The organism is Streptomyces sp. NPDC046349 (assembly GCF_055587885.1).
Map to the genome: position 1 here is coordinate 196474 of NZ_JBVJFK010000008.1, position 21477 is coordinate 217950.

Sequence of the window (21477 nt, forward strand, 5' to 3'; positions counted from 1 at the left end):
ATTCCGCTGGAGCTACCGTGTCCCAATACGACGATGTCTGGCTGGTCATACCGGCCTATAACGAGGGCCAGGTGATCGCCGACGTGGTCGAGGGGGCCCGCAAGACGTTCCCCAACATCGTCGTCGTCGACGACGGCAGCACCGACGACTCGGCCGAGCACATAGCGACCACGGGCGCCCACCTGGTCCGCCACCCGGTCAACCTCGGTCAGGGCGCGGCCCTCCAGACCGGTCTGAAGTACGCGCTCTCCCAGCCCGGTTCCCGCTACTTCGCGACCTTCGACGCCGACGGCCAGCACCAGACCAAGGACGTCGAGACCATGGTCGGCGTGCTGCGGCGGGACGAGGCCGACGTGGTCCTCGGCTCCCGTTTCATCGAGCAGAACGGCCAGGTGCCGTGGATCAAGCAGGTCGTCCTGCGCACGGCCGCGGCCGTCAGCCCCACCGCCCGCAAGCTCAAGCTCACCGATGCGCACAACGGTCTGCGCGTCCTGAGCCGCAAGGCCGCCGAGCAGCTGAACATCACCATGAACGGCATGGCGCACGCGTCCGAGCTCGTCGGTTTCCTCGCGGGCTCCGACCTGCGGGTCACCGAGGTCCCGGTGGACATCCTCTACACCGAATACTCGCGCTCCAAGGGCCAGTCCCTCATCAACGGCGTGAACATCATCTTTGACATTTCGCTGCGGGAGCGTGGGCGTCGATGAAGTACTTCTGGATCCAGCTCGTCCTGATCGTCGGCTCCGTGTCGATGGCCCTGGTGTTCATCCGAACGTGGAGCCAGGCGAAGAACCGGGCATGGAAGCGCATCGCGTTCTCCCTGTTCGTCGTCGTCAACGTGTACGCCGTGCTCCGCCCGACGGACGTGACGTGGCTGGCCCACCAGCTCGGCGTCGGCCGCGGCACCGACCTGGTGCTGTACGTGATGGTCCTCGCGATGGGCTTCCTCACGCTCAACACCTTCCTGCGGTTCCGCTCGCTGGAGAAGAAGATCACCGACCTCGCCCGGACGGTGGCCATCAACGAGGGCCTGCGCCACAACGACGAGCGCCTCGGTGCCGAGCCCGCCGCCGTCAGCACCGCCGACGCCGAGTCGAACGCCGACACCGACGCCGACTCCGTGAAGGCCTGAAGCTCCATGGTGACCTTCGACTTCATGCTCCCCTACTACGGGGACGTGCAGCTGATGCAGGACGCCGTCCGCAGCGTCCTGGCGCAGACGGACCGGGACTTCCGCCTCGTCGTGATCGACGACGGCAAGGAGCCCGACGTACCGGGCTGGTTCGCCGCGCTCGGCGACGACCGCGTGCACTACACGCGCAACGAGCAGAACCTCGGCATCACCAAGAACTTCCAGAAGTGCGTGCGGCTGTCCGAGGCCGACTACGTGGTCATCATGGGCTGCGACGACGTGCTGCACCCGCACTACCTGGCCACCGTCCGCTCGATCATCGAGGAGCGGCCCGGCATCGGCATGGTCCAGCCCGGCGTCGAGGTCATCGACGGCACCGGCCGGGTGACCCAGGGCGGCCTGGCCGACACCACCAAGAAGCGGCTGTACGCCCCGCAGGTGAAGGGCCGCCGCCTGATGGGCGGCGAGGAGCTGGCCGCCAGCGTGCTGCGCGGCAACTGGCTCTACTTCCCGTCCATCGCCTGGCGCGGCGAGGTGCTGCGCAAGGTGAACTTCCGGGACGACTACTCGGTGATCCAGGACCTCGCGCTCGTGGTCGACCTCCTCGAAGCCGGGGAGCAGATGGTCATCGACAACGCGACGACCGTCTTCCAGTACCGCCGGCACGCCGTCAGCGAGTCGTCGGTCCAGGCCTTCTCGGGCACCCGCTTCGCCGAGGCCGAACGCTACTTCTCCGCCGTGGCCGCCCGCATGGACGCCCGCGGCTGGCCGAAGGCGGCCCGCGCGGCGCGCTTCCACAGCGCTTCCCGGCTGCACGCGCTGACGATGCTCCCCGGAGCCCTGCGCAGCGGCAACAAGGCGGGCGCCCGCACGTTGGCGAAGCACGCCTTCACCTCCGGCCAGAACTGAACAGACTCCGCCCACCACGAAACGGACCGAGATGACACACCTGGCCCCCGAGGCGGTCGGCGAGGCCGGCGCCCCGGACCGGCGTCCTGGCGAACCGGCGCAGGGCGCGAGCCGTCCGTCCCCCTCACGGGGCGAGGGGTGGCTGTCGCGGCGGTGGGTGCAGATCCTGGCCGAGGTGGTCGTCAGCGTGGTGGCGGCTCTCGGGTACACGCTGCTGAGCCGTCACATCGGCGTCAACCCGATGAACCGCATCGGCCAGGTCAGCGGACTGGCCAAGCTCCAGCTGTACGCGGCCGTCCTCGGGCTGCCCCTGCTCGGAGTGCTGCTCTACACGGCCCACCGGGGCTCGGAGCGGCGCCACCGGTTCGTCAAGCGGCTGGTCTGCGCGGCCTTGGCCGGACTGGCCACGGGCATCGTGGCCGGCGGTATCGTCGTCGCGCTGCGCGGCACCCCGCACCCGCTCGGCGGCCAGGAGGGCGACCCGAGCGTCCTGGTGGAGATGGCCAACTCGTTCCTGTCGGGCGAGGGCATGTCGGGCATCTACCCGCCCGCCTTCCCCGCGCTGATGGCCCTGTGGGCCAAGGTCCGCTACGACGGCCTCGGCAGCGCGGGCTTCGCCCTGCACGACCTCCAGATCATCTGCAGCGCCCTGGTCGGCCCGATGGCCTACCTGTCGTGGCGCCTGCTGCTCCGTCCCTTCTGGGCGCTGCTGATCGCGGTCCCGGCGGCCGTGCTCTTCCTCGACCCGGTCCGCCCGTACAGCCACGTCGTCATGATCGTGCTGCTGCCGCTCCTCGGGTACTGCTTCCGCGAGCTGCGGCGGTCGGCCGGCCGCACGCCGAAGTCCCTGGTGCTGCGGGGTGTGGCCCTCGGCGCCGCCTTCGGCGTGCTCTTCCTCTGGTACTCGGGCTGGTTCGTCTGGGCCGCGCCCGGCGCCGCCGTGCTCTTCTTCTTCCTCTTCCCGTGGCGGGCCGGCGCCCCCGTGGCGAAGCGGGCGGCGCTGTTCGTCGGGTCCGTGCTGGTCACCGCAGGGATCATCGGCGCCCCGCTGCTCTACCAGATGGCGCGGCTGGGGTCGCAGACCCCGGACCGGTACGCCTACCTCGGGGTGTACGCGGACCCCGGGTACGTCCTGGGCTGGATCTCCGACCGGACGGGCTACATCAAGTACCACCAGTGGCCGGTCTCCGGCGAGATGGCGGGCCAGACCGGGTTCGCCCTGCTGCTGATCCTCGGCGTGGGCCTCGGAGTCGGCCTGGGCCTGCGGAACATCATGGTCCGTACGGCTGCGGCGGTCCTCGCGGGCGCCTGGCTCGCCCGCTTCTGGTTCGCCTCGCACATGGAGCACGACAAGGCGGTCCAGCTCTTCCCGCGGACCACCTGGATCATCATGTACTCGCTGATGATCCTGGCCGTCCTCGGCGTGATGGCGGCGGTCCAGCGGGGCTCGGGCTGGACCGAGCGGACCCTGCGCCCGGCCTCCGCCTCCCCCTCCGCGCGGGTCATCCCGCGCCGGACGATCCGTCAGCTCTCGGCCGGCATGGTGTGTGCGGTCGCGCTGTTCGCCACCATGGGCGCCTCCTGGTCGGTCAACCGCTACATGCCGACGCACGAGGACACCGACCTCATGGGCCTCGACGCCTGGCGCGCGCACAACATCGAACTGCCGAGCGGCAAGTGCCCGCGCTTCGCACCGACCAAGAACTGCGACGACCTCCAGGTCAAGCTGTGGAAGCAGTTCAAGGACGACGGCGAGATCTGGTGCGCCAACATCGTGGCGAAGGACTGGCCCGCGATCTGCGGCCGCAAGGCGCCATTCAAGGACAAGTCGGTGGAATAGCACCCCTGTGCGACCCGACTGCGACGCGCATCACGTGCGCACCCCCCGTCCCGCCCTGATCGGCCGTCATCCCGGCCAGTAGGATCCCGTCGGCCAGTGCTGTCACCTGGCGGGTTCTCTATAGGGGTTGGGGACAACTTGAAACTAGGTCGTGCGCGCGGGACGGCTCTGGCCGCCGCGCTCGGCGTCGTGGCGGTCCTGGGGATACAGGGCGTCGCAAACGGCACGGGCGGTTCCGACGGGGACGAGGTGTCGCCCTACAGCGCCCGCGCCCGCGAGAAGGGACCGGTCGAGGGGGAGCTGCACAAGCTCGCCCTCAAGCCGAAGGGCAGGGGCGAGGCCGTCCTCTCCCAGCAGGACACCGAGCCGTTCGGGCTCCTCGGCGTCTCCTGGACCGACCCCGAGGCCGAGGTGAAGGGCAAGATCGAGGCCCGCACCCGTGACGCCGACAGCGGCAAGTGGTCGAAGTGGGTCGTGCTGGAGCAGGCCGAGTCCGGCCTCGACGGCAAGCGCCCGGGCCTGCGCGGTGCCACCGAGCCCGTCTGGGTCGGCCCGTCCGACGGCGCCGAGGTACGGGTCACCGGGGGCGGCACGCTGCCCTCCGGCATGGAGCTGAACCTGGTGGACCCGGGTGCAGGCGCCGCCAAGGCGAAGAAGAAGAACGACCTGGGCCTCGCCCCCGCCGCCTTCTCCCTCCCCGCGGTGGACCCCGCTCCGACGACGCCGGGACCGGAGTCGACCGCCCCGCGGCCGGACGTGGTCTCCCGCGTGCAGTGGGGTGCCGACGAGTCCCTGAACAACGAGGGCCCCGTCTACCTGCCCGGCGGGAAGATCAAGGCGGTCTTCGTGCACCACACGGCGGCCACCGCCCCGTACGAGTGCTCCGAGTCCGCGGCCATCGTCCGCGGTCTGCACGTCTACCACGTGAAGACCAACGGCTGGCGCGACCTCGGCTACAACTTCCTCGTCGACAAGTGCGGCACCCTCTTCGAGGGCCGTCAGGGCGGCGTGGACCAGCCCGTCCAGGGCGCCCACAGCTACGGCTGGAACGCCGAGTCGACGAGCGTCTCCGTCCTCGGCGACTACACGAACGCCGGCGCCTCCGCCGCCGCGCTCGAAGGCATATCCAAGGTCGCGGCGTACAAGCTGGGCCAGTACGACGGCGACATGAACGGCACCGCGACCCTGACCGCAGGCGCCACCCAGACGAACTTCTCCGGCAAGAGCTTCACCGCCGGGCAGCAGTACGAGTTCAGGTCGCTCTCGGGCCACCGCGACGGCTTCAACACCCAGTGCCCGGGCAACTCGCTGTACCCGCAGCTGGAAGCGCTCCGGCAGACGGGCCCCGCGGCCCAGCTGAAGATCGCCTCGGTGAACGGTGCGACGGCCGCCCCGGGCGCCACCCTCCCGAGCGGCGCCGCCCTCACGGTCGACTGGACCACCAGCACCGCCACCGGCCGGCTGGCCAAGTTCGAGCTCCTCGTGGACGGTGAGACCACCGCGGTCACCGACGGCGCGGGCCGCAAGGCGACCGCCGTCGTGACCGACGGCAAGCACGAGGTCCGGGTCCGGGCCACCGCCGTCAACGGCAAGGTCTCCACGAGCCTCGCGGTCACCGTCGAAGCGGACGTCAAGGGCGCCGAGTTCGTCCCCCTGACCCCGAAGCGCCTGATGGACACCCGAGAGGGCCTGGGCGTCCGCAGGGGCCCGGTCGGCAGCGGCGAAGTGGTCACCCTGCCCGTGGCGGCGGCGACCGGCGGCACGCCCACCGCGGTGGTGCTGAACGTGACGGCGACGAACCCGACGCAGCCGAGCTTCGTGTCGGTGTACCCGAGCGGCACGACCCGCTCCAGCGCGTCGAACCTGAACTTCACCCCGGGCAGGACGATCCCCAACCTGGTGGTCGTCCCGGTCGTCAACGGGAGCGTCAGCTTCTACAACAACCAGGGCACCGTCGATCTGATCGCGGACATCACCGGCTACTTCACGTCGACCGGTGACGGCGCCACGCAGACCAACTTCGGCCCGAAGCGCCTGATGGACACCCGTACGGGCATCGGCGTCCCGGCCGCCCCGGTCGGCACCGGCGGCGTGGTCACACTGCCGGTGGCGGGCGTCGACGGCATCCCGGCCACGGGCGTCAAGGCCGTCGTGCTGAACGTGACGGCGACGAACCCGACGCAGCCGAGCTTCGTGTCCGTGTACCCGAGCGGCACGACCCGCTCCAGCGCGTCGAACCTGAACTTCACCCCGGGCCAGACCATCCCCAACCTGGTGGTCGTACCCGTCGTGGACGGCAAGGTCAGCTTCTACAACAACCAGGGCACCGTCGACCTGATCGCGGACATCACCGGCTACTTCTCGGACAGCGACACGGGTGCCACGCACGCGAACTTCGGCCCGAAGCGCCTGATGGACACCCGCACGGGCACCGGCGTCCGGCAGGGCCCGGTCGCCGGCGGCAGCGTCGTCACGCTGCCCGTGGCGGGCATCGGCGGCGTCCCGGCCACCGGGATCAGGGCCGTGGTGCTGAACGTGACCGCGACGAACCCGACGGAGGCCAGCTTCGTGTCGGTGTTCCCCAGCGGCACGACCCGTACGAGCGCGTCGAACCTGAACTTCACCCCCGGCCTCACCATCCCCAACCTGGTGGTCGTGCCCGTGGTGGACGGCAAGGTCAGCTTCTACAACAACTCGGGCTCCGTGGACCTCATCGCGGACATCACGGGGTACTTCCGCTGAGCGCGTGAACACGCCTTTGCGCAGGTGAGGGGCTCCGCACCGTCTGGTGCGGAGCCCCTCACGCATGTCGGGCAGACAAGGGGAGGACAGGGCATGGGGAAGAACGACAACGACGGACCGGGCGTCTCCGACGAGGAGTGGGCAAGGTTCATGGAGCAGGCCGCCCAGGGGGCGGGGGACGCGCCGAAGGAGCCCTCGGCCCGGGCGCGCATGGTGACCGAGCGGCTGCGCTCCACGCAGGGGCAGGAGCCGGCCGGCTGGCGCACCGGCCCCGCGCCGCGGGAGCGCCGCCGCCCGGGCACGCTCAAGGCCGCGCTGGCCGTCCTCGCCATCGCGGGGCTCGCACTGATCGCCGTACGGCCCGAGCTGGTGATCGACCGGATCACCGGCAAGGCCGCGGCCCGCGAGGAGGCCGCGAAGGCCGGCCCGTCGGCGCCGGAGACCGCCCGCCCGAGCGCTCCGCCGCCGTCGGTGGACCCGGACCGCCCGACCTTGCAGGAGCCCTTCCGGGGATCCCCGGCCCTCCACTGGGCGGACGGCGCCGCCGGTATCGAGGTCCCTGAGGCCGCAGCCGTCGGCGGGGTGTCCCAGGAGAGGATCGCGGAGGCCCTCCAGAACGCCAGGGCGTTCCTGATCGCGGCCAACCTGGACCCGGCGGTACTGAGGGGCGCCCGCCCCGAGGCGGCCCTGGCGCTGCTGGACCCCAGGAGCACCGAGACGTCGGAGCGCCTGGAGAGGTCCCTGGCGCAGCCCGGCAAGGACCAGGACCCCATGAGCCTGTTCACCCGGTACGACCCGGCCGAGGTGAAGGCCGTGGGCGAGGTGGTCAAGGTCCGCGGGCGGATGTGGGTGGAAGCCGGGAAGGAGGCGGGCCGGGCCGACGTCCGGCTCGACTACTCGTTCGTGTACCCCCTGGTGAAGGCCGCCCCGGGCGCCGACCAGGTCGAGCGGACCATCGTCCGCCGCGAGATCACCTTCACGGTCGCCGACCCGCGCAAGTGGCAGGTCACCGCCGGCCGGCTCAACCTCGCCGAGCACCGCGTCGACCTCGCCAACAGTGCCTGCGGGGTGTACGACGGCTATCTGCACCCGGGCTTCGACGCGGACCCGGCGGCCGGAACAACGCCCTCCGGGCCTCCGAAGGACCCGTACGACCGGAGCAAGGGCATCGAGGGGGGCAGCCAGGCCGACTGCGGGACGGTCTCGCGCACCTGACCCGACCGGGGGAGATGCCCCGCCGGGCCGAGCGCGCGGCACGGTTTGACCACGCAGCGTGGCGGGGTATTCTCTTCGGCCCGATTGGCCAGGTACGTGCCTCGTATGGCAGACTACTCAAGTTGCTCGGCTGAGTGCCGATGCTGCGCGCCTCCCGCCGGGAGGACCGGAAGCGAGTCCCACAGTACTCGTCGTCCTTAATCTGCCTCTCGGGGCAGCAATGGGGGCGGACGTACGGGAATCTTCTGGGAAGTGTCAGCACGGTGCCCACCAGGCACTCGGTGGGTGTTTCTCCCCCGAATCGCGGTCATGGGACCGCACCCCCTTGGACGAGGGAATTTCCGTATGGGAATTTTCTGTGGAGGGAGTGCGACACGCCCGACCGCGTGGGTCGGAGGAGAGGCCGCGGGATCCGTCCCGCAGCCGACCGGGAGCCAGAGCGTTTCCACATAGAGACAGGACTACGGAGTAGCCATGGCGGGACAGAAGATCCGCATCCGGCTCAAGGCCTACGACCACGAGGTCATCGACTCCTCGGCGAAGAAGATCGTCGAGACGGTGACGCGCACTGGTGCGTCGGTCGCGGGCCCGGTGCCGCTGCCCACTGAGAAGAACGTGTACTGCGTCATCAAGTCGCCGCACAAGTACAAGGACTCGCGCGAGCACTTCGAGATGCGCACGCACAAGCGCCTGATCGACATCCTCGACCCGACGCCCAAGACCGTTGACTCGCTGATGCGCCTGGACCTTCCGGCCGGCGTTGACATCGAGATCAAGCTCTGAGAGGCGTCGAGAAGATGGCAAAGCAGATCAAGGGCGTCCTGGGCGAGAAGCTCGGCATGACCCAGGTCTGGGACGAGAACAACCGTGTCGTCCCGGTGACCGTCGTCAAGGCCGGGCCCTGCGTCGTTACCCAGGTCCGTACGAACGACATCGACGGCTACGAGTCGGTCCAGATCGCCTTCGGCGAGATCGACCCGCGCAAGGTGAACAAGCCCCTCAAGGGCCACTTCGCCAAGGCCGACGTGACCCCCCGCCGCCACCTGGTGGAGCTCCGCACCTCCGACGCCAGCGAGTACACGCTCGGCCAGGAGATCACTGCTGAGGTGTTCGAGTCCGGCGTCAAGGTTGACGTCACGGGCAACAGCAAGGGCAAGGGCTTCGCCGGTGTCATGAAGCGGCACAACTTCCGGGGCCTCGGCGCCGGTCACGGTGTGCAGCGCAAGCACCGCTCCCCCGGTTCGATCGGTGGCTGCGCCACCCCTGGGCGTGTCTTCAAGGGCATGCGCATGGCCGGTCGCATGGGTAACGAGCGCGTCACCACCCAGAACCTGACCATCCACGCGGTAGACGCGGAGAAGGGTCTGCTCCTCATCAAGGGCGCAGTCCCCGGTCCGAACGGCGGCCTCGTCCTGGTCCGTACCGCGGCCAAGGGGGCTTGAGGTTAATGAGCACCATTGACATCCTTTCGCCGGCAGGCGACAAGGCCGGTACCGTCGAGCTCCCCGCGGAGATCTTCGACGCGAAGACCAGCGTTCCGCTGATCCACCAGGTCGTCGTCGCCCAGCTGGCCGCTGCCCGTCAGGGCACGCACAAGACCAAGACCCGTGGCGAAGTCCGTGGTGGTGGCAAGAAGCCTTACCGCCAGAAGGGCACCGGCCGCGCCCGTCAGGGTTCGACCCGCGCTCCGCAGTTCGCCGGCGGTGGCGTCGTCCACGGCCCGCAGCCGCGTGACTACTCGCAGCGGACCCCCAAGAAGATGAAGGTCGCCGCCCTCCGCGGTGCCCTCTCGGACCGTGCGCGTCACTCCCGCATCCACGTCGTCACCGGCGTGGTCGAGGGTGCCGTCTCCACGAAGGCCGCCAAGACGCTGTTCGGCAAGATCTCGGAGCGCAAGAACCTGCTCCTGGTCGTCGAGCGTGCCGACGAGGCCGCGTGGCTGTCCGCCCGCAACCTGCCCCAGGTTCACATCCTGGAGCCGGGCCAGCTGAACACGTACGACGTGATCGTCTCTGACGACGTGGTCTTCACCCAGGCCGCGCTCGAGTCCTTCGTGTCTGGCCCCAAGGCCGATGAGACCGAAGGGAGCGACGCCTGATGTCTGAGGCGACCGTTACCAGCAAGACCTTCACCGACCCGCGCGACCTGCTGATCAAGCCGGTCGTCTCGGAGAAGAGCTACGCGCTGCTGGACGAGAACAAGTACACGTTCATCGTCGCGCCCGGCGCCAACAAGACCCAGATCAAGCAGGCCGTCGAGGCGGTCTTCTCGGTCAAGGTCACCGGGGTCAACACGATCAACCGTCAGGGTAAGCGCAAGCGCACCAAGACCGGTTTCGGCAAGCGCGCCAACACCAAGCGCGCCATCGTGACCCTTGCCGAGGGCAACCGTATCGACATCTTCGGCGGCCAGGCCTCCTAACGGAGGTCTAGTCGTCCGGAATCGGACGAGGACTGAGAAATGGGTATCCGCAAGTACAAGCCGACGACCCCGGGCCGTCGTGGCTCCAGCGTCGCCGACTTTGTCGAGATCACGCGGTCCACGCCGGAGAAGTCGCTGGTCCGCCCCCTGCACAGCAAGGGCGGCCGTAACAACACCGGTCGTGTGACCGTTCGCCACCAGGGTGGTGGCCACAAGCGCGCCTACCGCGTGATCGACTTCCGTCGTCACGACAAGGACGGCGTGCCGGCCAAGGTCGCGCACATCGAGTACGACCCCAACCGCACCGCGCGCATCGCGCTGCTGCACTACGCCGACGGCGAGAAGCGCTACATCATCGCGCCGCGCGGCCTGCAGCAGGGTGACCGGATCGAGAACGGCCCGACGGCCGACATCAAGCCGGGCAACAACCTCGCGCTCCGCAACATCCCGGTCGGTACCACGATCCACGCGATCGAGCTCCGCCCCGGTGGCGGCGCCAAGTTCGCGCGTTCCGCTGGTGCCTCCGTGCAGCTGCTGGCGAAGGAGGGCGTGATGGCCCACCTTCGTATGCCGTCCGGTGAGATCCGTCTCGTCGACGCGCGCTGCCGCGCCACGGTCGGCGAGGTCGGCAACGCCGAGCAGTCGAACATCAACTGGGGCAAGGCCGGCCGCATGCGCTGGAAGGGCGTCCGCCCCTCCGTCCGCGGTGTCGCGATGAACCCGGTTGACCACCCGCACGGTGGTGGTGAGGGCAAGACCAGCGGTGGTCGCCACCCGGTCTCCCCGTGGGGTCAGAAGGAGGGTCGTACTCGTTCGCCGAAGAAGGCTTCGAACAAGTACATCGTCCGCCGCCGCAAGACGAACAAGAAGCGCTAGGAGCGGGTTTAGATGCCGCGCAGTCTCAAGAAGGGGCCCTTCGTCGACGACCACCTCGTAAAGAAGGTGGACGCCCAGAACGAAGCCGGCACCAAGAACGTCATCAAGACCTGGTCCCGTCGCTCGATGATCATCCCCAGCATGCTGGGTCACACCATCGCGGTGCACAACGGCAAGACCCACGTCCCGGTGTTCGTCACCGAGTCGATGGTCGGCCACAAGCTCGGCGAGTTCTCGCCGACTCGCACCTTCCGCGGCCACGTCAAGGACGACCGGAAGTCGAAGCGCCGCTAAAGGCGGGGTGGTTACGACTATGACTTACACCGAAGGGACAACCATGGAAGCCAGGGCCCAGGCGCGGTACATCCGCGTCACGCCCATGAAGGCCCGCCGCGTGGTGGACCTTATCCGTGGCATGGATGCCACGGAGGCTCAGGCGGTCCTGCGTTTCGCCCCGCAGGCCGCGAGCGTGCCGGTCGGCAAGGTGCTGGACAGCGCCATTGCCAACGCCGCGCACAACTACAACCACCCGGACGCCTCCACGCTGGTCATCAGCGAGGCGTACGTGGACGAGGGCCCGACCCTGAAGCGGTTCCGTCCGCGTGCCCAGGGCCGTGCCTACCGGATCCGCAAGCGGACCAGCCACATCACCGTGGTCGTCAGCAGCAAGGAAGGTTCCCGGTAATGGGCCAGAAGGTAAACCCGCACGGGTTCCGACTCGGCATCACCACGGACTTCAAGTCCCGCTGGTACGCCGACAAGCTGTACAAGGACTACGTCAAGGAAGACGTCGCCATCCGTCGGATGATGACGTCCGGCATGGAGCGCGCCGGCATCTCGAAGGTTGAGATCGAGCGCACCCGTGACCGCGTGCGTGTGGACATCCACACCGCTCGTCCTGGCATCGTCATCGGCCGCCGTGGCGCCGAGGCCGACCGCATCCGCGGCGACCTCGAGAAGCTCACGGGCAAGCAGGTCCAGCTGAACATCCTCGAGGTCAAGAACCCCGAGCTCGACGCTCAGCTGGTTGCCCAGGCCGTTGCCGAGCAGCTCTCCTCCCGCGTCTCCTTCCGTCGTGCCATGCGCAAGAGCATGCAGGGCACGATGAAGGCCGGCGCCAAGGGCATCAAGATCCAGTGTGGCGGCCGTCTCGGCGGCGCCGAGATGTCCCGCTCCGAGTTCTACCGCGAGGGTCGTGTGCCGCTGCACACGCTGCGCGCGAACGTGGACTACGGCTTCTTCGAGGCCAAGACCACCTTCGGCCGGATCGGCGTGAAGGTCTGGATCTACAAGGGCGACGTCAAGAACATCGCCGAGGTTCGCGCCGAGAACGCTGCGGCCCGTGCGGGTAACCGCCCGGCCCGTGGTGCCGGCGCTGGCGACCGTCCCGCCGGCCGTGGTGGCCGTGGTGGCGAGCGCGGCGGCCGTGGTGGCCGCAAGCCGCAGCAGGCTGCTGGCGCCGAGGCCCCCAAGGCCGACGCTCCCGCCGCCGCTCCGGCCGAGAGCACCGGAACGGAGGCCTGACCGACATGCTGATCCCTCGTAGGGTCAAGCACCGCAAGCAGCACCACCCGAAGCGCCGCGGTATGGCCAAGGGCGGTACTGAGGTCTCGTTCGGCGAGTACGGCATCCAGGCGCTCACCCCCGCCTACGTGACGAACCGCCAGATCGAGGCGGCTCGTATCGCGATGACCCGCCACATCAAGCGTGGCGGCAAGGTCTGGATCAACATCTACCCGGACCGCCCGCTGACGAAGAAGCCTGCCGAGACCCGCATGGGTTCCGGTAAGGGTTCCCCGGAGTGGTGGATCGCGAACGTGCACCCGGGACGGGTCATGTTCGAGCTGTCCTACCCGAACGAAAAGATTGCGCGTGAGGCCCTCACTCGTGCGGCCCACAAGCTGCCGATGAAGTGCCGGATCGTCAAGCGCGAGGCAGGTGAGTCGTGATGGCGACGGGAACCAAGGCGTCCGAGCTCCGCGAGCTCGGCAACGAGGAGCTCGTTGCCAAGCTGCGCGAGGCCAAGGAGGAGCTGTTCAAGCTCCGTTTCCAGGCGGCCACCGGCCAGCTGGAGAACAACGGCCGGCTCAAGTCCGTCCGTAAGGACATCGCTCGCATCTACACCCTGATGCACGAGCGTGAGCTCGGTATCGAGACGGTGGAGAACGCCTGATGAGCGAGAACAACGTGACTGAGAAGACCGAGCGCGGCTTCCGCAAGACCCGTGAGGGTCTGGTCGTCAGCGACAAGATGGACAAGACCGTCGTCGTCGCCGTCGAGGACCGCGTCAAGCACGCGCTGTACGGCAAGGTCATCCGCCGTACGAACAAGCTCAAGGCTCACGACGAGCAGAACGCTGCCGGCGTCGGCGACCGCGTCCTCATCATGGAGACGCGTCCGCTGTCGGCGAGCAAGCGCTGGCGCATCGTCGAGATCCTCGAGAAGGCCAAGTAAGCACCTGAGGGGTTTCCCTTAGGTTCGTTCCGCCAGGCTCGGTGGGGGCTCCGCTCGCGTAGCGAGGCCCCCGCCGGGAACCGGCAGACAAACAGGAGATAGACGTGATCCAGCAGGAGTCGCGACTGCGTGTCGCCGACAACACTGGTGCCAAGGAGATCCTTTGCATCCGTGTTCTCGGTGGCTCCGGTCGCCGCTACGCGGGCATCGGTGACGTCATCGTCGCCACCGTCAAGGACGCGATCCCCGGTGGCAACGTGAAGAAGGGTGACGTCGTCAAGGCGGTCATCGTTCGCACCGTCAAGGAGCGCCGCCGCCAGGACGGCTCGTACATCCGCTTCGACGAGAACGCCGCCGTCATTCTGAAGAACGACGGCGACCCTCGCGGCACCCGTATCTTCGGCCCCGTCGGCCGTGAGCTGCGCGAGAAGAAGTTCATGAAGATCATCTCGCTCGCGCCGGAGGTGCTGTAAGCATGAAGATCAAGAAGGGCGACCTGGTACAGGTCATCACCGGTAAGGACAAGGGCAAGCAGGGCAAGGTCATCGTCGCCTTCCCCGCCGAGAACCGCGTCCTCGTCGAGGGTGTCAACCGGGTCAAGAAGCACACCAAGGCCGGCCAGAACCAGGCTGGTGGCATCGTGATCACCGAGGCTCCGGTCCACGTGTCCAACGTCCAGCTGGTCGTGGAGAAGGACGGCAAGAAGGTCGTCACCCGCGTCGGTTACCGCTTCGACGACGAGGGCAACAAGATCCGCGTTGCCAAGCGCACGGGTGAGGACATCTGATGGCTACCACTCCGCGTCTGAAGACGAAGTACCGCGAGGAGATCGCGGGCAAGCTGCGTGAGGAGTTCTCCTACGAGAACGTCATGCAGATCCCCGGCCTCGTCAAGATCGTCGTGAACATGGGTGTCGGCGACGCCGCCCGTGACTCGAAGCTGATCGACGGCGCCATCCGCGACCTGACGACGATCACCGGTCAGAAGCCGGCCGTCACGAAGGCCCGCAAGTCCATCGCGCAGTTCAAGCTGCGTGAGGGTCAGCCGATCGGCTGCCACGTCACCCTCCGTGGTGACCGTATGTGGGAGTTCCTGGACCGTACGCTGTCGCTCGCGCTGCCGCGTATCCGTGACTTCCGTGGTCTGTCGCCGAAGCAGTTCGACGGCCGTGGCAACTACACCTTCGGTCTCACGGAGCAGGTCATGTTCCACGAGATCGACCAGGACAAGATCGACCGTACCCGGGGTATGGACATCACCGTGGTCACCACGGCGACCAACGACGCTGAGGGCCGCGCGCTCCTTCGTCACCTCGGCTTCCCCTTCAAGGAGGCGTAAGCGAGATGGCGAAGAAGGCTCTCATCGCGAAGGCTGCCCGTAAGCCCAAGTTCGGTGTGCGTGCGTACACCCGCTGCCAGCGCTGCGGTCGCCCCCACTCCGTGTACCGCAAGTTCGGCCTGTGCCGCGTGTGCCTCCGTGAGATGGCTCACCGTGGCGAGCTGCCGGGCGTGACCAAGAGCTCCTGGTAATCCCCACGCCCTTTGGGTGTTGAGGTATTCCAGACGCTCTCGGTAAGCATCAGGTCGGCGGACCGCCCTGCCCGCATGCCGTAGGCTTGTGGGGTTGGGCGTCCGCCGCCCTATCGACTTACTACGCCGTAGGTCCCCGTGCCGCACCCGTCCCGCCACTGAGTGGGGAGAGGGATGGCGCATACAGGAAACCCCGGCGAGAGAGGCCGAAGGCCACTTCATGACCATGACTGACCCCATCGCAGACATGCTCACGCGTCTGCGTAACGCTAACTCGGCGTACCACGACACCGTCGTGATGCCGCACAGCAAGATCAAGTCGCACATCGCGGAGATCCTCAAGCAGGAGGGTTTCATCACCGGCTGGAAGGTCGAGGACGCCGAGGTCGGCAAGAACCTCGTCCTCGAGCTGAAGTTCGGGCCGAACCGTGAGCGCTCCATCGCGGGCATCAAGCGGATCTCGAAGCCCGGTCTGCGCGTGTACGCGAAGTCCACCAACCTGCCGAAGGTCCTCGGCGGCCTGGGCGTGGCGATCATCTCCACGTCCCACGGTCTCCTGACCGGCCAGCAGGCAGGCAAGAAGGGCGTAGGTGGGGAAGTCCTCGCCTACGTCTGGTAGTCGGGAACGGAGGAAAAGCAATGTCGCGAATCGGCAAGCTCCCCATCCAGGTTCCCGCCGGTGTGGACGTCACCATCGATGGCCAGACGGTCAACGTGAAGGGCCCGAAGGGTTCCCTCGCGCACACCGTCAAGGCGCCCATCGCAGTTGTCAAGGACGAGGACGGCGTTCTGAACGTCACCCGTCCGAACGACGAGCGTCAGAACAAGGCCCTGCACGGCCTGTCCCGCACGCTGGTGGCGAACATGATCACCGGTGTGACCACGGGATACGTCAAGGCTCTCGAGATCAGCGGTGTCGGTTACCGCGTGGCCGCGAAGGGCTCCGACCTGGAGTTCCAGCTCGGCTACAGCCACCCGATCCTGGTGGAGGCGCCCGAGGGCATCTCCTTCAAGGTCGAGTCGCCGACGAAGTTCTCGGTCGAGGGCATCGACAAGCAGAAGGTCGGCGAGGTCGCCGCCAACATCCGCAAGCTGCGGAAGCCCGACCCGTACAAGGCCAAGGGTGTCAAGTACGCCGGCGAGGTCATCCGCCGCAAGGTCGGAAAGGCTGGTAAGTAGCCATGGCATACGGTGTGAAGATCGCCAAGGGCGACGCGTACAAGCGCGCTGCCAAGGCTCGCCGCCACATCCGCATCCGCAAGAACGTCTCGGGTACGGCGGAGCGTCCGCGCCTCGTCGTGACGCGTTCCAACCGCAACATCGTTGCTCAGGTCATCGACGACCTCCAGGGCCACACCCTGGCGTCGGCGTCGACCCTGGACGCTTCGATCCGCGGTGGCGAAGGCGACAAGAGCGCCCAGGCCCAGGCTGTCGGCGCGCTCGTCGCCGAGCGTGCCAAGGCCGCGGGTGTCGAGACCGTCGTCTTTGACCGCGGTGGCAACCGATACGCCGGGCGCATTGCCGCTCTGGCTGACGCCGCCCGCGAAGCCGGGCTGAAGTTCTAAGCCCCGGTTCCGGGACTCACGGACGTAACAGAGAGAGGTAATCCAATGGCTGGACCCCAGCGCCGCGGAAGCGGTGCCGGTGGCGGCGAGCGGCGGGACCGGAAGGGTCGCGACGGTGGCGCTGCCGCCGAGAAGACCGCTTACGTTGAGCGCGTTGTCGCGATCAACCGTGTCGCCAAGGTTGTCAAGGGTGGTCGTCGCTTCAGCTTCACCGCGCTCGTCGTGGTGGGTGACGGTGACGGCACCGTAGGTGTCGGTTACGGCAAGGCCAAGGAAGTTCCCGCGGCCATCGCCAAGGGCGTCGAGGAAGCCAAGAAGAACTTCTTCAAGGTTCCCCGCATCCAGGGCACCATCCCGCACCCGATCCAGGGCGAGAAGGCGGCCGGCGTTGTCCTGCTGAAGCCTGCTTCCCCCGGTACCGGTGTTATCGCCGGTGGCCCGGTGCGCGCCGTTCTGGAGTGCGCCGGCGTTCACGACATCCTGTCGAAGTCGCTCGGCTCCGACAACGCGATCAACATCGTGCACGCGACCGTGGAGGCCCTCAAGGGCCTGCAGCGCCCCGAGGAGATCGCGGCTCGCCGTGGTCTGCCCCTCGAGGACGTCGCTCCCGCGGCTCTTCTCCGTGCGCGCGCTGGGGCGGGTGTCTGATGGCCCGCCTCAAGATCACGCAGACGAAGTCGTACATCGGCAGCAAGCAGAACCACCGCGACACGCTGCGTTCGCTCGGGCTCAAGCGCCTGAACGACGTCGTCGTCAAGGAGGACCGCCCCGAGTTCCGCGGAATGGTGCACACCGTCCGCCACCTCGTGACGGTTGAGGAGGTTGACTAATCATGGCTGAGAACAGCCCGCTGAAGGCCCACAACCTCCGTCCCGCCCCCGGCGCCAAGACCGCGAAGACCCGTGTCGGTCGTGGTGAGGCGTCGAAGGGTAAGACGGCCGGTCGTGGTACGAAGGGCCAGAAGGCCCGTTACCAGATCCCGCAGCGCTTCGAGGGTGGGCAGATGCCCCTCCACATGCGCCTGCCGAAGCTCAAGGGCTTCAAGAACCCGTTCCGCACCGAGTTCCAGGTCGTGAACCTGGACAAGCTCAGTGCTCTCTACCCCGAGGGTGGAGAAGTCACGGTGGCCGACCTGGTCGCCAAGGGCGCGGTTCGCAAGAACAGCCTCGTCAAGGTCCTGGGCCAGGGCGAGCTCTCCGTGGCGCTGCAGGTTTCGGTTGACGCCGTTTCCGCCTCCGCCAAGGAGAAGATTGCCGCTGCCGGCGGCACGGTCACCGAGCTCGTCTAAGACGATTTCAGTGGCTGAATAGCTCAAAACCCGACCGGGGATGCCTCACATATGGGGCATCCCCGGTTGGTCGTTCCACGGGGGGCACACTCGCCGGTAAGGTGGCGTGCACCATTGCTTTGTCGTATACGTCGATCCCTCTCAGACCGTCACCTCTGACGCAGTAGCGCGGGGGTCGCAGGAGGCACCGTGCTCACCGCGTTCGCCCGGGCGTTCAAGACGCCCGACCTGCGCAAGAAGCTGCTCTTCACGCTCGGCATCATCGTGCTGTTCCGGCTCGGGTCCCATGTCCCCGTCCCCGGCGTGAGCTACAAGAACGTACAGATCTGCGTTGAACAGGCCGGGAGCAGCAATGGTCTGTTCGGCCTCGTCAACATGTTCAGCGGTGGCGCGCTGCTGCAGATCACGATCTTTGCGCTCGGCATCATGCCGTACATCACGGCGAGCATCATTCTGCAGCTGCTGACCGTGGTCATCCCGAAGCTGGAGACCCTCAAGAAAGAGGGCCAGTCCGGCACGGCGAAGATCACTCAGTACACGCGCTATCTGACGGTCGCGCTCGCGATCCTCCAGGGCACCGGCCTCGTCGCCACCGCCCGGACGGGCGCCCTGTTCCAGGGGTGCCAGGTCGCCAGCCAGATCGTTCCCGACCGGTCGATCTTCACCACGGTCGTCATGGTGGTCACCATGACCGCCGGTACCTGCGTCGTCATGTGGCTCGGTGAGCTCATCACCGACCGCGGCATCGGCAACGGCATGTCGATCCTCATGTTCATCTCGATCGCCGCCGGCTTCATCGGCGCCCTGTGGCAGATCAAGCTCCAGGGCAAGATCGCCGACGGCTGGGTCGAGTTCGGCGTCGTCATGCTGGTCGGCCTCGCGATGGTCGGCCTGGTGGTCTTCGTCGAGCAGGCGCAGCGCCGGATCCCGGTCCAGTACGCGAAGCGCATGATCGGCCGCCGTGCCTACGGCGGTACCTCCACCTACATCCCGCTCAAGGTGAACCAGGCGGGCATCATCCCCGTCATCTTCGCCTCGTCGCTGCTCTACATCCCGGCACTGGTCGTGCAGTTCAGCGGTTCCACCGCGGGCTGGGCCACCTGGATCCAGAAGCACTTCGTCAAGGGCGACCACCCGTACTACATCGCGGTCTACTTCCTCCTGATCGTCTTCTTCGCGTTCTTCTACGTGGCGATCTCGTTCAACCCCGAGGAAGTTGCAGACAACATGAAGAAGTATGGTGGGTTCATCCCCGGTATCCGCGCCGGTCGACCCACCGCCGAGTACCTGAGCTACGTGCTCAACCGGATCACCTGGCCGGGGTCGCTGTACCTGGGTCTCATCGCTCTTGTGCCGACGATGGCGTTGGCCGGCTTCGGAGCGAACCAGAACTTCCCGTTCGGCGGGACGAGCATCCTCATCATCGTGGGTGTGGGTCTGGAAACCGTGAAGCAGATCGAGAGCCAGCTCCAGCAGCGTAACTACGAAGGGTTCCTCCGCTGATGCGAATCGTCCTCGTCGGACCGCCCGGTGCGGGCAAGGGAACGCAGGCCGCGTTCCTTGCCAAGAACCTGTCGATCCCGCACATCTCCACGGGCGACCTGTTCCGGGCCAACATCAGCCAGGGCACCGAGCTGGGCCTGCGCGCCAAGGCGTTCATGGACGCCGGCGACCTCGTTCCGGACGAGATCACCATCGGTATGGCGAAGGACCGGATGGAGCAGTCCGACGCCGCCGGCGGCTTCCTTCTCGACGGCTTCCCGCGCAACGTCTCCCAGGCCGAGGCGCTCGACGTGATGCTCCAGGAGTCGGGCATGAAGCTCGACGCCGTCCTCGACCTCGAGGTCGAGGAGGACGAGGTCGTCAAGCGCATCGCCGGCCGCCGCGTCTGCCGCAACGAGTCCGCGCACGTCTTCCACGTCGTGTACGCCGCCCCGAAGACCGAGGGCGTCTGCGACCACTGCGGTGGCGAGCTCTACCAGCGCGGTGACGACTCCGAGGCCACGGTGCGCAACCGGCTGGAGGTCTACCACACCCAGACCGAGCCGATCATCGACTACTACAAGGCCCAGGGCCTGCTGGTGACCATCCCGGCCCTCGGTGAGGTCGCGGACGTCACCAAGCGCGCCATGGACGCCCTGCAGAAGTAGTCCCCAGTAGTACAGGTACGGCCGCGGTGTCCCCAGGGCATCGCGGCCGTACTGTTGAGAAGACCCGTTTCGAAGCTGGAAGGCACGTCCCTATGGTCCAGATCAAGACCCCCGAGCAGATCGCGAAGATGCGCGAGGCGGGGCTGGTCGTCGCCGCGATCCATGCGGCGACCCGTGAGGCGGCCGTACCGGGCGCCACGACGCGGGATCTGGACATGGTGGCCCGCAAGGTCATCGCGGACGCCGGCGCGAAGTCGAACTTCCTGGGCTACGGCGGCTTCCCCGCGACGATCTGCACCTCGGTGAACGAGGTCGTCGTCCACGGCATCCCGGACGACAAGACGGTCCTCAAGGACGGCGACATCATCTCGATCGACGCCGGCGCGATCGTGGACGGCTGGCACGGCGACGCCGCGTACACCGCCTTCGTGGGCACCGGTCACGCTCCGGAGCTGGTGGAGCTCTCCCGGGTCACCGAGGAGTCCATGTGGGCCGGCATCGCCGCCATGAAGCTGGGCAACCGCCTGGTGGACATCTCCAAGGCGATCGAGACGTACATCAAGCGCCAGCCCCGCCCCGCCACGGGTGAACACAGCCGCGGCAAGTTCGGGATCATCGAGGACTACGGCGGCCACGGGATCGGGTCCGAGATGCACATGGACCCCCACCTGCTGAACTACGTCTCGCGCAAGCGCGGCAAGGGCATCAAGCTGGTCCCGGGCGTCTGCCTGGCGATCGAGCCGATGGTCTCCCTCGGCACCGCCCAGACGGAGGTCCTCTCGGACGACTGGACGGTCATCACGACGGACGGCACCTGGTCCTCGCACTGGGAGCACTCCATCGCGCTGACGGAGGCGGGGCCGATCGTCCTGACCAGCCCGGACTGCGGCAAGGCCAAGCTGGCGGAGTACGGGGTCACCACGGCTCCGGAACCCCTCGGTTAATGATCTAGACTCTGGGGCAAACTTTCCGGATTCGTCTTTCTGGGTGCCCTGACGTAGACTGACTCGTCGGCTCTCGTGCACTTCCATGTCTGCATGGCGCACGGAGCCGATCAAGGTAGCCGATTCGAAAGGCGAAGCGTGGCCAAGAAGCAAGGTGCCATCGAGATCGAGGGCACCGTGATCGAGTCCCTCCCGAACGCCATGTTCAAGGTGGAACTCCAGAACGGTCACAAGGTCCTCGCGCACATCAGCGGGAAGATGCGCATGCACTACATCCGCATCCTGCCCGATGACCGGGTCGTTGTGGAGCTGTCTCCGTACGACCTGACGCGTGGCCGGATCGTCTACCGATACAAGTAGATCTTGCTCTCACTCCTGCCTGGGCGTCCGTCCCGGTGCGGGTGGTGGCACT

General features: G+C 67.5%; 31 protein-coding genes. All 31 read left to right on the forward strand.

All coding sequences use genetic code 11. The annotated features are described in order from the left end of the window. Positions 1-17: 17 nt before the first annotated feature. The 31 genes from ACZ6JS_RS20350 (at position 18) to infA (ending at position 21425) form a co-directional block, all read left to right on the forward strand. Positions 18-707, forward strand: coding sequence for a glycosyltransferase family 2 protein (locus tag ACZ6JS_RS20350; protein ID WP_030842670.1), 690 nt, complete (start codon positions 18-20; stop codon positions 705-707). After that, positions 704-1132: a DUF2304 family protein gene (locus ACZ6JS_RS20355; RefSeq protein ID WP_469299657.1), complete on the forward strand. Its 429-nt coding sequence runs from the start codon at positions 704-706 to the stop codon at positions 1130-1132. Before ACZ6JS_RS20350 ends, ACZ6JS_RS20355 begins: the two co-directional genes overlap by 4 nt. 6 nt (positions 1133-1138) lie before the next feature. Next, on the forward strand, positions 1139-2041 hold the full coding sequence (locus ACZ6JS_RS20360) for a glycosyltransferase family 2 protein (protein ID WP_469299659.1): 903 nt from the start codon (positions 1139-1141) through the stop codon (positions 2039-2041). A gap of 31 nt (positions 2042-2072) precedes the next feature. Continuing rightward, positions 2073-3881 carry a chromate transporter gene (locus ACZ6JS_RS20365; RefSeq protein ID WP_469299661.1) on the forward strand — a complete coding sequence of 603 codons (1809 nt, stop codon included), beginning with the start codon at positions 2073-2075 and terminating at the stop codon, positions 3879-3881. 138 nt (positions 3882-4019) lie between these two features. After that, a complete protein-coding gene (locus ACZ6JS_RS20370; RefSeq protein WP_469299662.1) occupies positions 4020-6623 on the forward strand; it encodes a peptidoglycan recognition protein family protein in 2604 nt (867 codons plus the stop codon). Between the two features lie 93 nt (positions 6624-6716). Continuing rightward, positions 6717-7838 (forward strand): hypothetical protein, encoded by a 1122-nt coding sequence (locus ACZ6JS_RS20375; protein ID WP_469299664.1) that lies wholly within the window; start codon positions 6717-6719, stop codon positions 7836-7838. Positions 7839-8312: 474 nt separating this feature from the next. After that, positions 8313-8621, forward strand: coding sequence for a 30S ribosomal protein S10 (gene rpsJ / locus ACZ6JS_RS20380; RefSeq protein WP_003948644.1), 309 nt, complete (start codon positions 8313-8315; stop codon positions 8619-8621). Positions 8622-8635: 14 nt separating this feature from the next. Further along, positions 8636-9280, forward strand: coding sequence for a 50S ribosomal protein L3 (rplC, locus tag ACZ6JS_RS20385; RefSeq protein WP_007265899.1), 645 nt, complete (start codon positions 8636-8638; stop codon positions 9278-9280). Between the two features lie 5 nt (positions 9281-9285). After that, entirely contained in the window at positions 9286-9936 is a 651-nt protein-coding gene (gene rplD / locus ACZ6JS_RS20390; protein WP_030653638.1) for a 50S ribosomal protein L4, read from the forward strand. After that, positions 9936-10259 (forward strand): 50S ribosomal protein L23, encoded by a 324-nt coding sequence (gene rplW / locus ACZ6JS_RS20395; RefSeq protein ID WP_007265901.1) that lies wholly within the window; start codon positions 9936-9938, stop codon positions 10257-10259. Before rplD ends, rplW begins: the two co-directional genes overlap by 1 nt. A gap of 39 nt (positions 10260-10298) precedes the next feature. After that, positions 10299-11135 carry a 50S ribosomal protein L2 gene (rplB, locus tag ACZ6JS_RS20400; RefSeq protein ID WP_030026325.1) on the forward strand — a complete coding sequence of 279 codons (837 nt, stop codon included), beginning with the start codon at positions 10299-10301 and terminating at the stop codon, positions 11133-11135. 12 nt (positions 11136-11147) lie between these two features. After that, positions 11148-11429 carry a 30S ribosomal protein S19 gene (gene rpsS / locus ACZ6JS_RS20405; protein WP_007265903.1) on the forward strand — a complete coding sequence of 94 codons (282 nt, stop codon included), beginning with the start codon at positions 11148-11150 and terminating at the stop codon, positions 11427-11429. A 43-nt stretch (positions 11430-11472) separates the two neighbouring features. Then, positions 11473-11820: a 50S ribosomal protein L22 gene (gene rplV / locus ACZ6JS_RS20410; RefSeq protein ID WP_007265904.1), complete on the forward strand. Its 348-nt coding sequence runs from the start codon at positions 11473-11475 to the stop codon at positions 11818-11820. Beyond that, positions 11820-12659, forward strand: coding sequence for a 30S ribosomal protein S3 (rpsC, locus tag ACZ6JS_RS20415; protein WP_007265905.1), 840 nt, complete (start codon positions 11820-11822; stop codon positions 12657-12659). Before rplV ends, rpsC begins: the two co-directional genes overlap by 1 nt. Positions 12660-12664: 5 nt before the next feature. Continuing rightward, positions 12665-13084 (forward strand): 50S ribosomal protein L16, encoded by a 420-nt coding sequence (rplP, locus tag ACZ6JS_RS20420; RefSeq protein ID WP_030653642.1) that lies wholly within the window; start codon positions 12665-12667, stop codon positions 13082-13084. Further along, entirely contained in the window at positions 13084-13308 is a 225-nt protein-coding gene (gene rpmC / locus ACZ6JS_RS20425; protein WP_007265907.1) for a 50S ribosomal protein L29, read from the forward strand. The genes rplP and rpmC overlap by 1 nt, the downstream gene beginning before the upstream one ends. Further along, positions 13308-13589 (forward strand): 30S ribosomal protein S17, encoded by a 282-nt coding sequence (rpsQ, locus tag ACZ6JS_RS20430; protein ID WP_030008467.1) that lies wholly within the window; start codon positions 13308-13310, stop codon positions 13587-13589. The genes rpmC and rpsQ overlap by 1 nt, the downstream gene beginning before the upstream one ends. Before the next feature lie 104 nt (positions 13590-13693). Continuing rightward, positions 13694-14062, forward strand: a complete 369-nt coding sequence (gene rplN, locus ACZ6JS_RS20435; RefSeq protein WP_003956455.1) for a 50S ribosomal protein L14 — start codon at positions 13694-13696, stop codon at positions 14060-14062. Between the two features lie 2 nt (positions 14063-14064). After that, positions 14065-14376, forward strand: coding sequence for a 50S ribosomal protein L24 (rplX, locus tag ACZ6JS_RS20440; RefSeq protein WP_030026329.1), 312 nt, complete (start codon positions 14065-14067; stop codon positions 14374-14376). Beyond that, positions 14376-14927: a 50S ribosomal protein L5 gene (rplE, locus tag ACZ6JS_RS20445; RefSeq protein WP_030026331.1), complete on the forward strand. Its 552-nt coding sequence runs from the start codon at positions 14376-14378 to the stop codon at positions 14925-14927. The genes rplX and rplE overlap by 1 nt, the downstream gene beginning before the upstream one ends. Positions 14928-14932: 5 nt before the next feature. Continuing rightward, positions 14933-15118, forward strand: a complete 186-nt coding sequence (locus ACZ6JS_RS20450) for a type Z 30S ribosomal protein S14 (protein ID WP_003956452.1) — start codon at positions 14933-14935, stop codon at positions 15116-15118. A gap of 220 nt (positions 15119-15338) precedes the next feature. Then, the gene (gene rpsH, locus ACZ6JS_RS20455; RefSeq protein WP_007265911.1) at positions 15339-15737 is read left to right on the forward strand and encodes a 30S ribosomal protein S8; all 399 of its coding nucleotides are present in this window, start codon (positions 15339-15341) and stop codon (positions 15735-15737) included. 20 nt (positions 15738-15757) lie between these two features. Beyond that, entirely contained in the window at positions 15758-16297 is a 540-nt protein-coding gene (gene rplF, locus ACZ6JS_RS20460; protein ID WP_030773832.1) for a 50S ribosomal protein L6, read from the forward strand. Positions 16298-16299: 2 nt separating this feature from the next. Continuing rightward, a complete protein-coding gene (gene rplR, locus ACZ6JS_RS20465) occupies positions 16300-16683 on the forward strand; it encodes a 50S ribosomal protein L18 (protein WP_030026334.1) in 384 nt (127 codons plus the stop codon). A gap of 45 nt (positions 16684-16728) precedes the next feature. Further along, the gene (rpsE, locus tag ACZ6JS_RS20470) at positions 16729-17331 is read left to right on the forward strand and encodes a 30S ribosomal protein S5 (protein ID WP_007265914.1); all 603 of its coding nucleotides are present in this window, start codon (positions 16729-16731) and stop codon (positions 17329-17331) included. Next, positions 17331-17513 carry a 50S ribosomal protein L30 gene (rpmD, locus tag ACZ6JS_RS20475; RefSeq protein ID WP_005313525.1) on the forward strand — a complete coding sequence of 61 codons (183 nt, stop codon included), beginning with the start codon at positions 17331-17333 and terminating at the stop codon, positions 17511-17513. Before rpsE ends, rpmD begins: the two co-directional genes overlap by 1 nt. A gap of 2 nt (positions 17514-17515) precedes the next feature. Next, positions 17516-17971 carry a 50S ribosomal protein L15 gene (gene rplO, locus ACZ6JS_RS20480; protein ID WP_030842688.1) on the forward strand — a complete coding sequence of 152 codons (456 nt, stop codon included), beginning with the start codon at positions 17516-17518 and terminating at the stop codon, positions 17969-17971. Between the two features lie 189 nt (positions 17972-18160). Further along, positions 18161-19474 carry a preprotein translocase subunit SecY gene (gene secY / locus ACZ6JS_RS20485; RefSeq protein ID WP_030026339.1) on the forward strand — a complete coding sequence of 438 codons (1314 nt, stop codon included), beginning with the start codon at positions 18161-18163 and terminating at the stop codon, positions 19472-19474. Further along, the gene (locus ACZ6JS_RS20490; RefSeq protein WP_136229682.1) at positions 19474-20121 is read left to right on the forward strand and encodes an adenylate kinase; all 648 of its coding nucleotides are present in this window, start codon (positions 19474-19476) and stop codon (positions 20119-20121) included. The genes secY and ACZ6JS_RS20490 overlap by 1 nt, the downstream gene beginning before the upstream one ends. Before the next feature lie 92 nt (positions 20122-20213). Next, the gene (map, locus tag ACZ6JS_RS20495) at positions 20214-21065 is read left to right on the forward strand and encodes a type I methionyl aminopeptidase (RefSeq protein ID WP_469299667.1); all 852 of its coding nucleotides are present in this window, start codon (positions 20214-20216) and stop codon (positions 21063-21065) included. A 138-nt stretch (positions 21066-21203) separates the two neighbouring features. Next, positions 21204-21425 carry a translation initiation factor IF-1 gene (gene infA / locus ACZ6JS_RS20500; protein WP_003956442.1) on the forward strand — a complete coding sequence of 74 codons (222 nt, stop codon included), beginning with the start codon at positions 21204-21206 and terminating at the stop codon, positions 21423-21425. The last annotated feature ends 52 nt before the right edge of the window (positions 21426-21477 follow it).

What these genes read in the sequence shown, in the direction of transcription:
- ACZ6JS_RS20490 (WP_136229682.1), top strand. Translation starts at nt 19,474, where the DNA reads ATGCGAATCGTCCTCGTCGGACCGCCCGGTGCGGGCAAGGGAACGCAG.
- rplX (WP_030026329.1), top strand. Translation starts at nt 14,065, where the DNA reads ATGAAGATCAAGAAGGGCGACCTGGTACAGGTCATCACCGGTAAGGAC.
- rpsC (WP_007265905.1), top strand. Translation starts at nt 11,820, where the DNA reads ATGGGCCAGAAGGTAAACCCGCACGGGTTCCGACTCGGCATCACCACG.
- rpsH (WP_007265911.1), top strand. Translation starts at nt 15,339, where the DNA reads ATGACCATGACTGACCCCATCGCAGACATGCTCACGCGTCTGCGTAAC.
- rplE (WP_030026331.1), top strand. Translation starts at nt 14,376, where the DNA reads ATGGCTACCACTCCGCGTCTGAAGACGAAGTACCGCGAGGAGATCGCG.
- rplP (WP_030653642.1), top strand. Translation starts at nt 12,665, where the DNA reads ATGCTGATCCCTCGTAGGGTCAAGCACCGCAAGCAGCACCACCCGAAG.
- rpsJ (WP_003948644.1), top strand. Translation starts at nt 8,313, where the DNA reads ATGGCGGGACAGAAGATCCGCATCCGGCTCAAGGCCTACGACCACGAG.
- ACZ6JS_RS20365 (WP_469299661.1), top strand. Translation starts at nt 2,073, where the DNA reads ATGACACACCTGGCCCCCGAGGCGGTCGGCGAGGCCGGCGCCCCGGAC.
- rplF (WP_030773832.1), top strand. Translation starts at nt 15,758, where the DNA reads ATGTCGCGAATCGGCAAGCTCCCCATCCAGGTTCCCGCCGGTGTGGAC.
- rplB (WP_030026325.1), top strand. Translation starts at nt 10,299, where the DNA reads ATGGGTATCCGCAAGTACAAGCCGACGACCCCGGGCCGTCGTGGCTCC.
- map (WP_469299667.1), top strand. Translation starts at nt 20,214, where the DNA reads ATGGTCCAGATCAAGACCCCCGAGCAGATCGCGAAGATGCGCGAGGCG.
- rplV (WP_007265904.1), top strand. Translation starts at nt 11,473, where the DNA reads ATGGAAGCCAGGGCCCAGGCGCGGTACATCCGCGTCACGCCCATGAAG.
- rplD (WP_030653638.1), top strand. Translation starts at nt 9,286, where the DNA reads ATGAGCACCATTGACATCCTTTCGCCGGCAGGCGACAAGGCCGGTACC.
- rpmD (WP_005313525.1), top strand. Translation starts at nt 17,331, where the DNA reads ATGGCCCGCCTCAAGATCACGCAGACGAAGTCGTACATCGGCAGCAAG.
- rpsQ (WP_030008467.1), top strand. Translation starts at nt 13,308, where the DNA reads ATGAGCGAGAACAACGTGACTGAGAAGACCGAGCGCGGCTTCCGCAAG.
- rplO (WP_030842688.1), top strand. Translation starts at nt 17,516, where the DNA reads ATGGCTGAGAACAGCCCGCTGAAGGCCCACAACCTCCGTCCCGCCCCC.
- rpmC (WP_007265907.1), top strand. Translation starts at nt 13,084, where the DNA reads ATGGCGACGGGAACCAAGGCGTCCGAGCTCCGCGAGCTCGGCAACGAG.
- ACZ6JS_RS20355 (WP_469299657.1), top strand. Translation starts at nt 704, where the DNA reads ATGAAGTACTTCTGGATCCAGCTCGTCCTGATCGTCGGCTCCGTGTCG.
- rplR (WP_030026334.1), top strand. Translation starts at nt 16,300, where the DNA reads ATGGCATACGGTGTGAAGATCGCCAAGGGCGACGCGTACAAGCGCGCT.
- rpsE (WP_007265914.1), top strand. Translation starts at nt 16,729, where the DNA reads ATGGCTGGACCCCAGCGCCGCGGAAGCGGTGCCGGTGGCGGCGAGCGG.
- rpsS (WP_007265903.1), top strand. Translation starts at nt 11,148, where the DNA reads ATGCCGCGCAGTCTCAAGAAGGGGCCCTTCGTCGACGACCACCTCGTA.
- rplC (WP_007265899.1), top strand. Translation starts at nt 8,636, where the DNA reads ATGGCAAAGCAGATCAAGGGCGTCCTGGGCGAGAAGCTCGGCATGACC.
- ACZ6JS_RS20375 (WP_469299664.1), top strand. Translation starts at nt 6,717, where the DNA reads ATGGGGAAGAACGACAACGACGGACCGGGCGTCTCCGACGAGGAGTGG.
- rplW (WP_007265901.1), top strand. Translation starts at nt 9,936, where the DNA reads ATGTCTGAGGCGACCGTTACCAGCAAGACCTTCACCGACCCGCGCGAC.
- ACZ6JS_RS20450 (WP_003956452.1), top strand. Translation starts at nt 14,933, where the DNA reads ATGGCGAAGAAGGCTCTCATCGCGAAGGCTGCCCGTAAGCCCAAGTTC.
- ACZ6JS_RS20360 (WP_469299659.1), top strand. Translation starts at nt 1,139, where the DNA reads ATGGTGACCTTCGACTTCATGCTCCCCTACTACGGGGACGTGCAGCTG.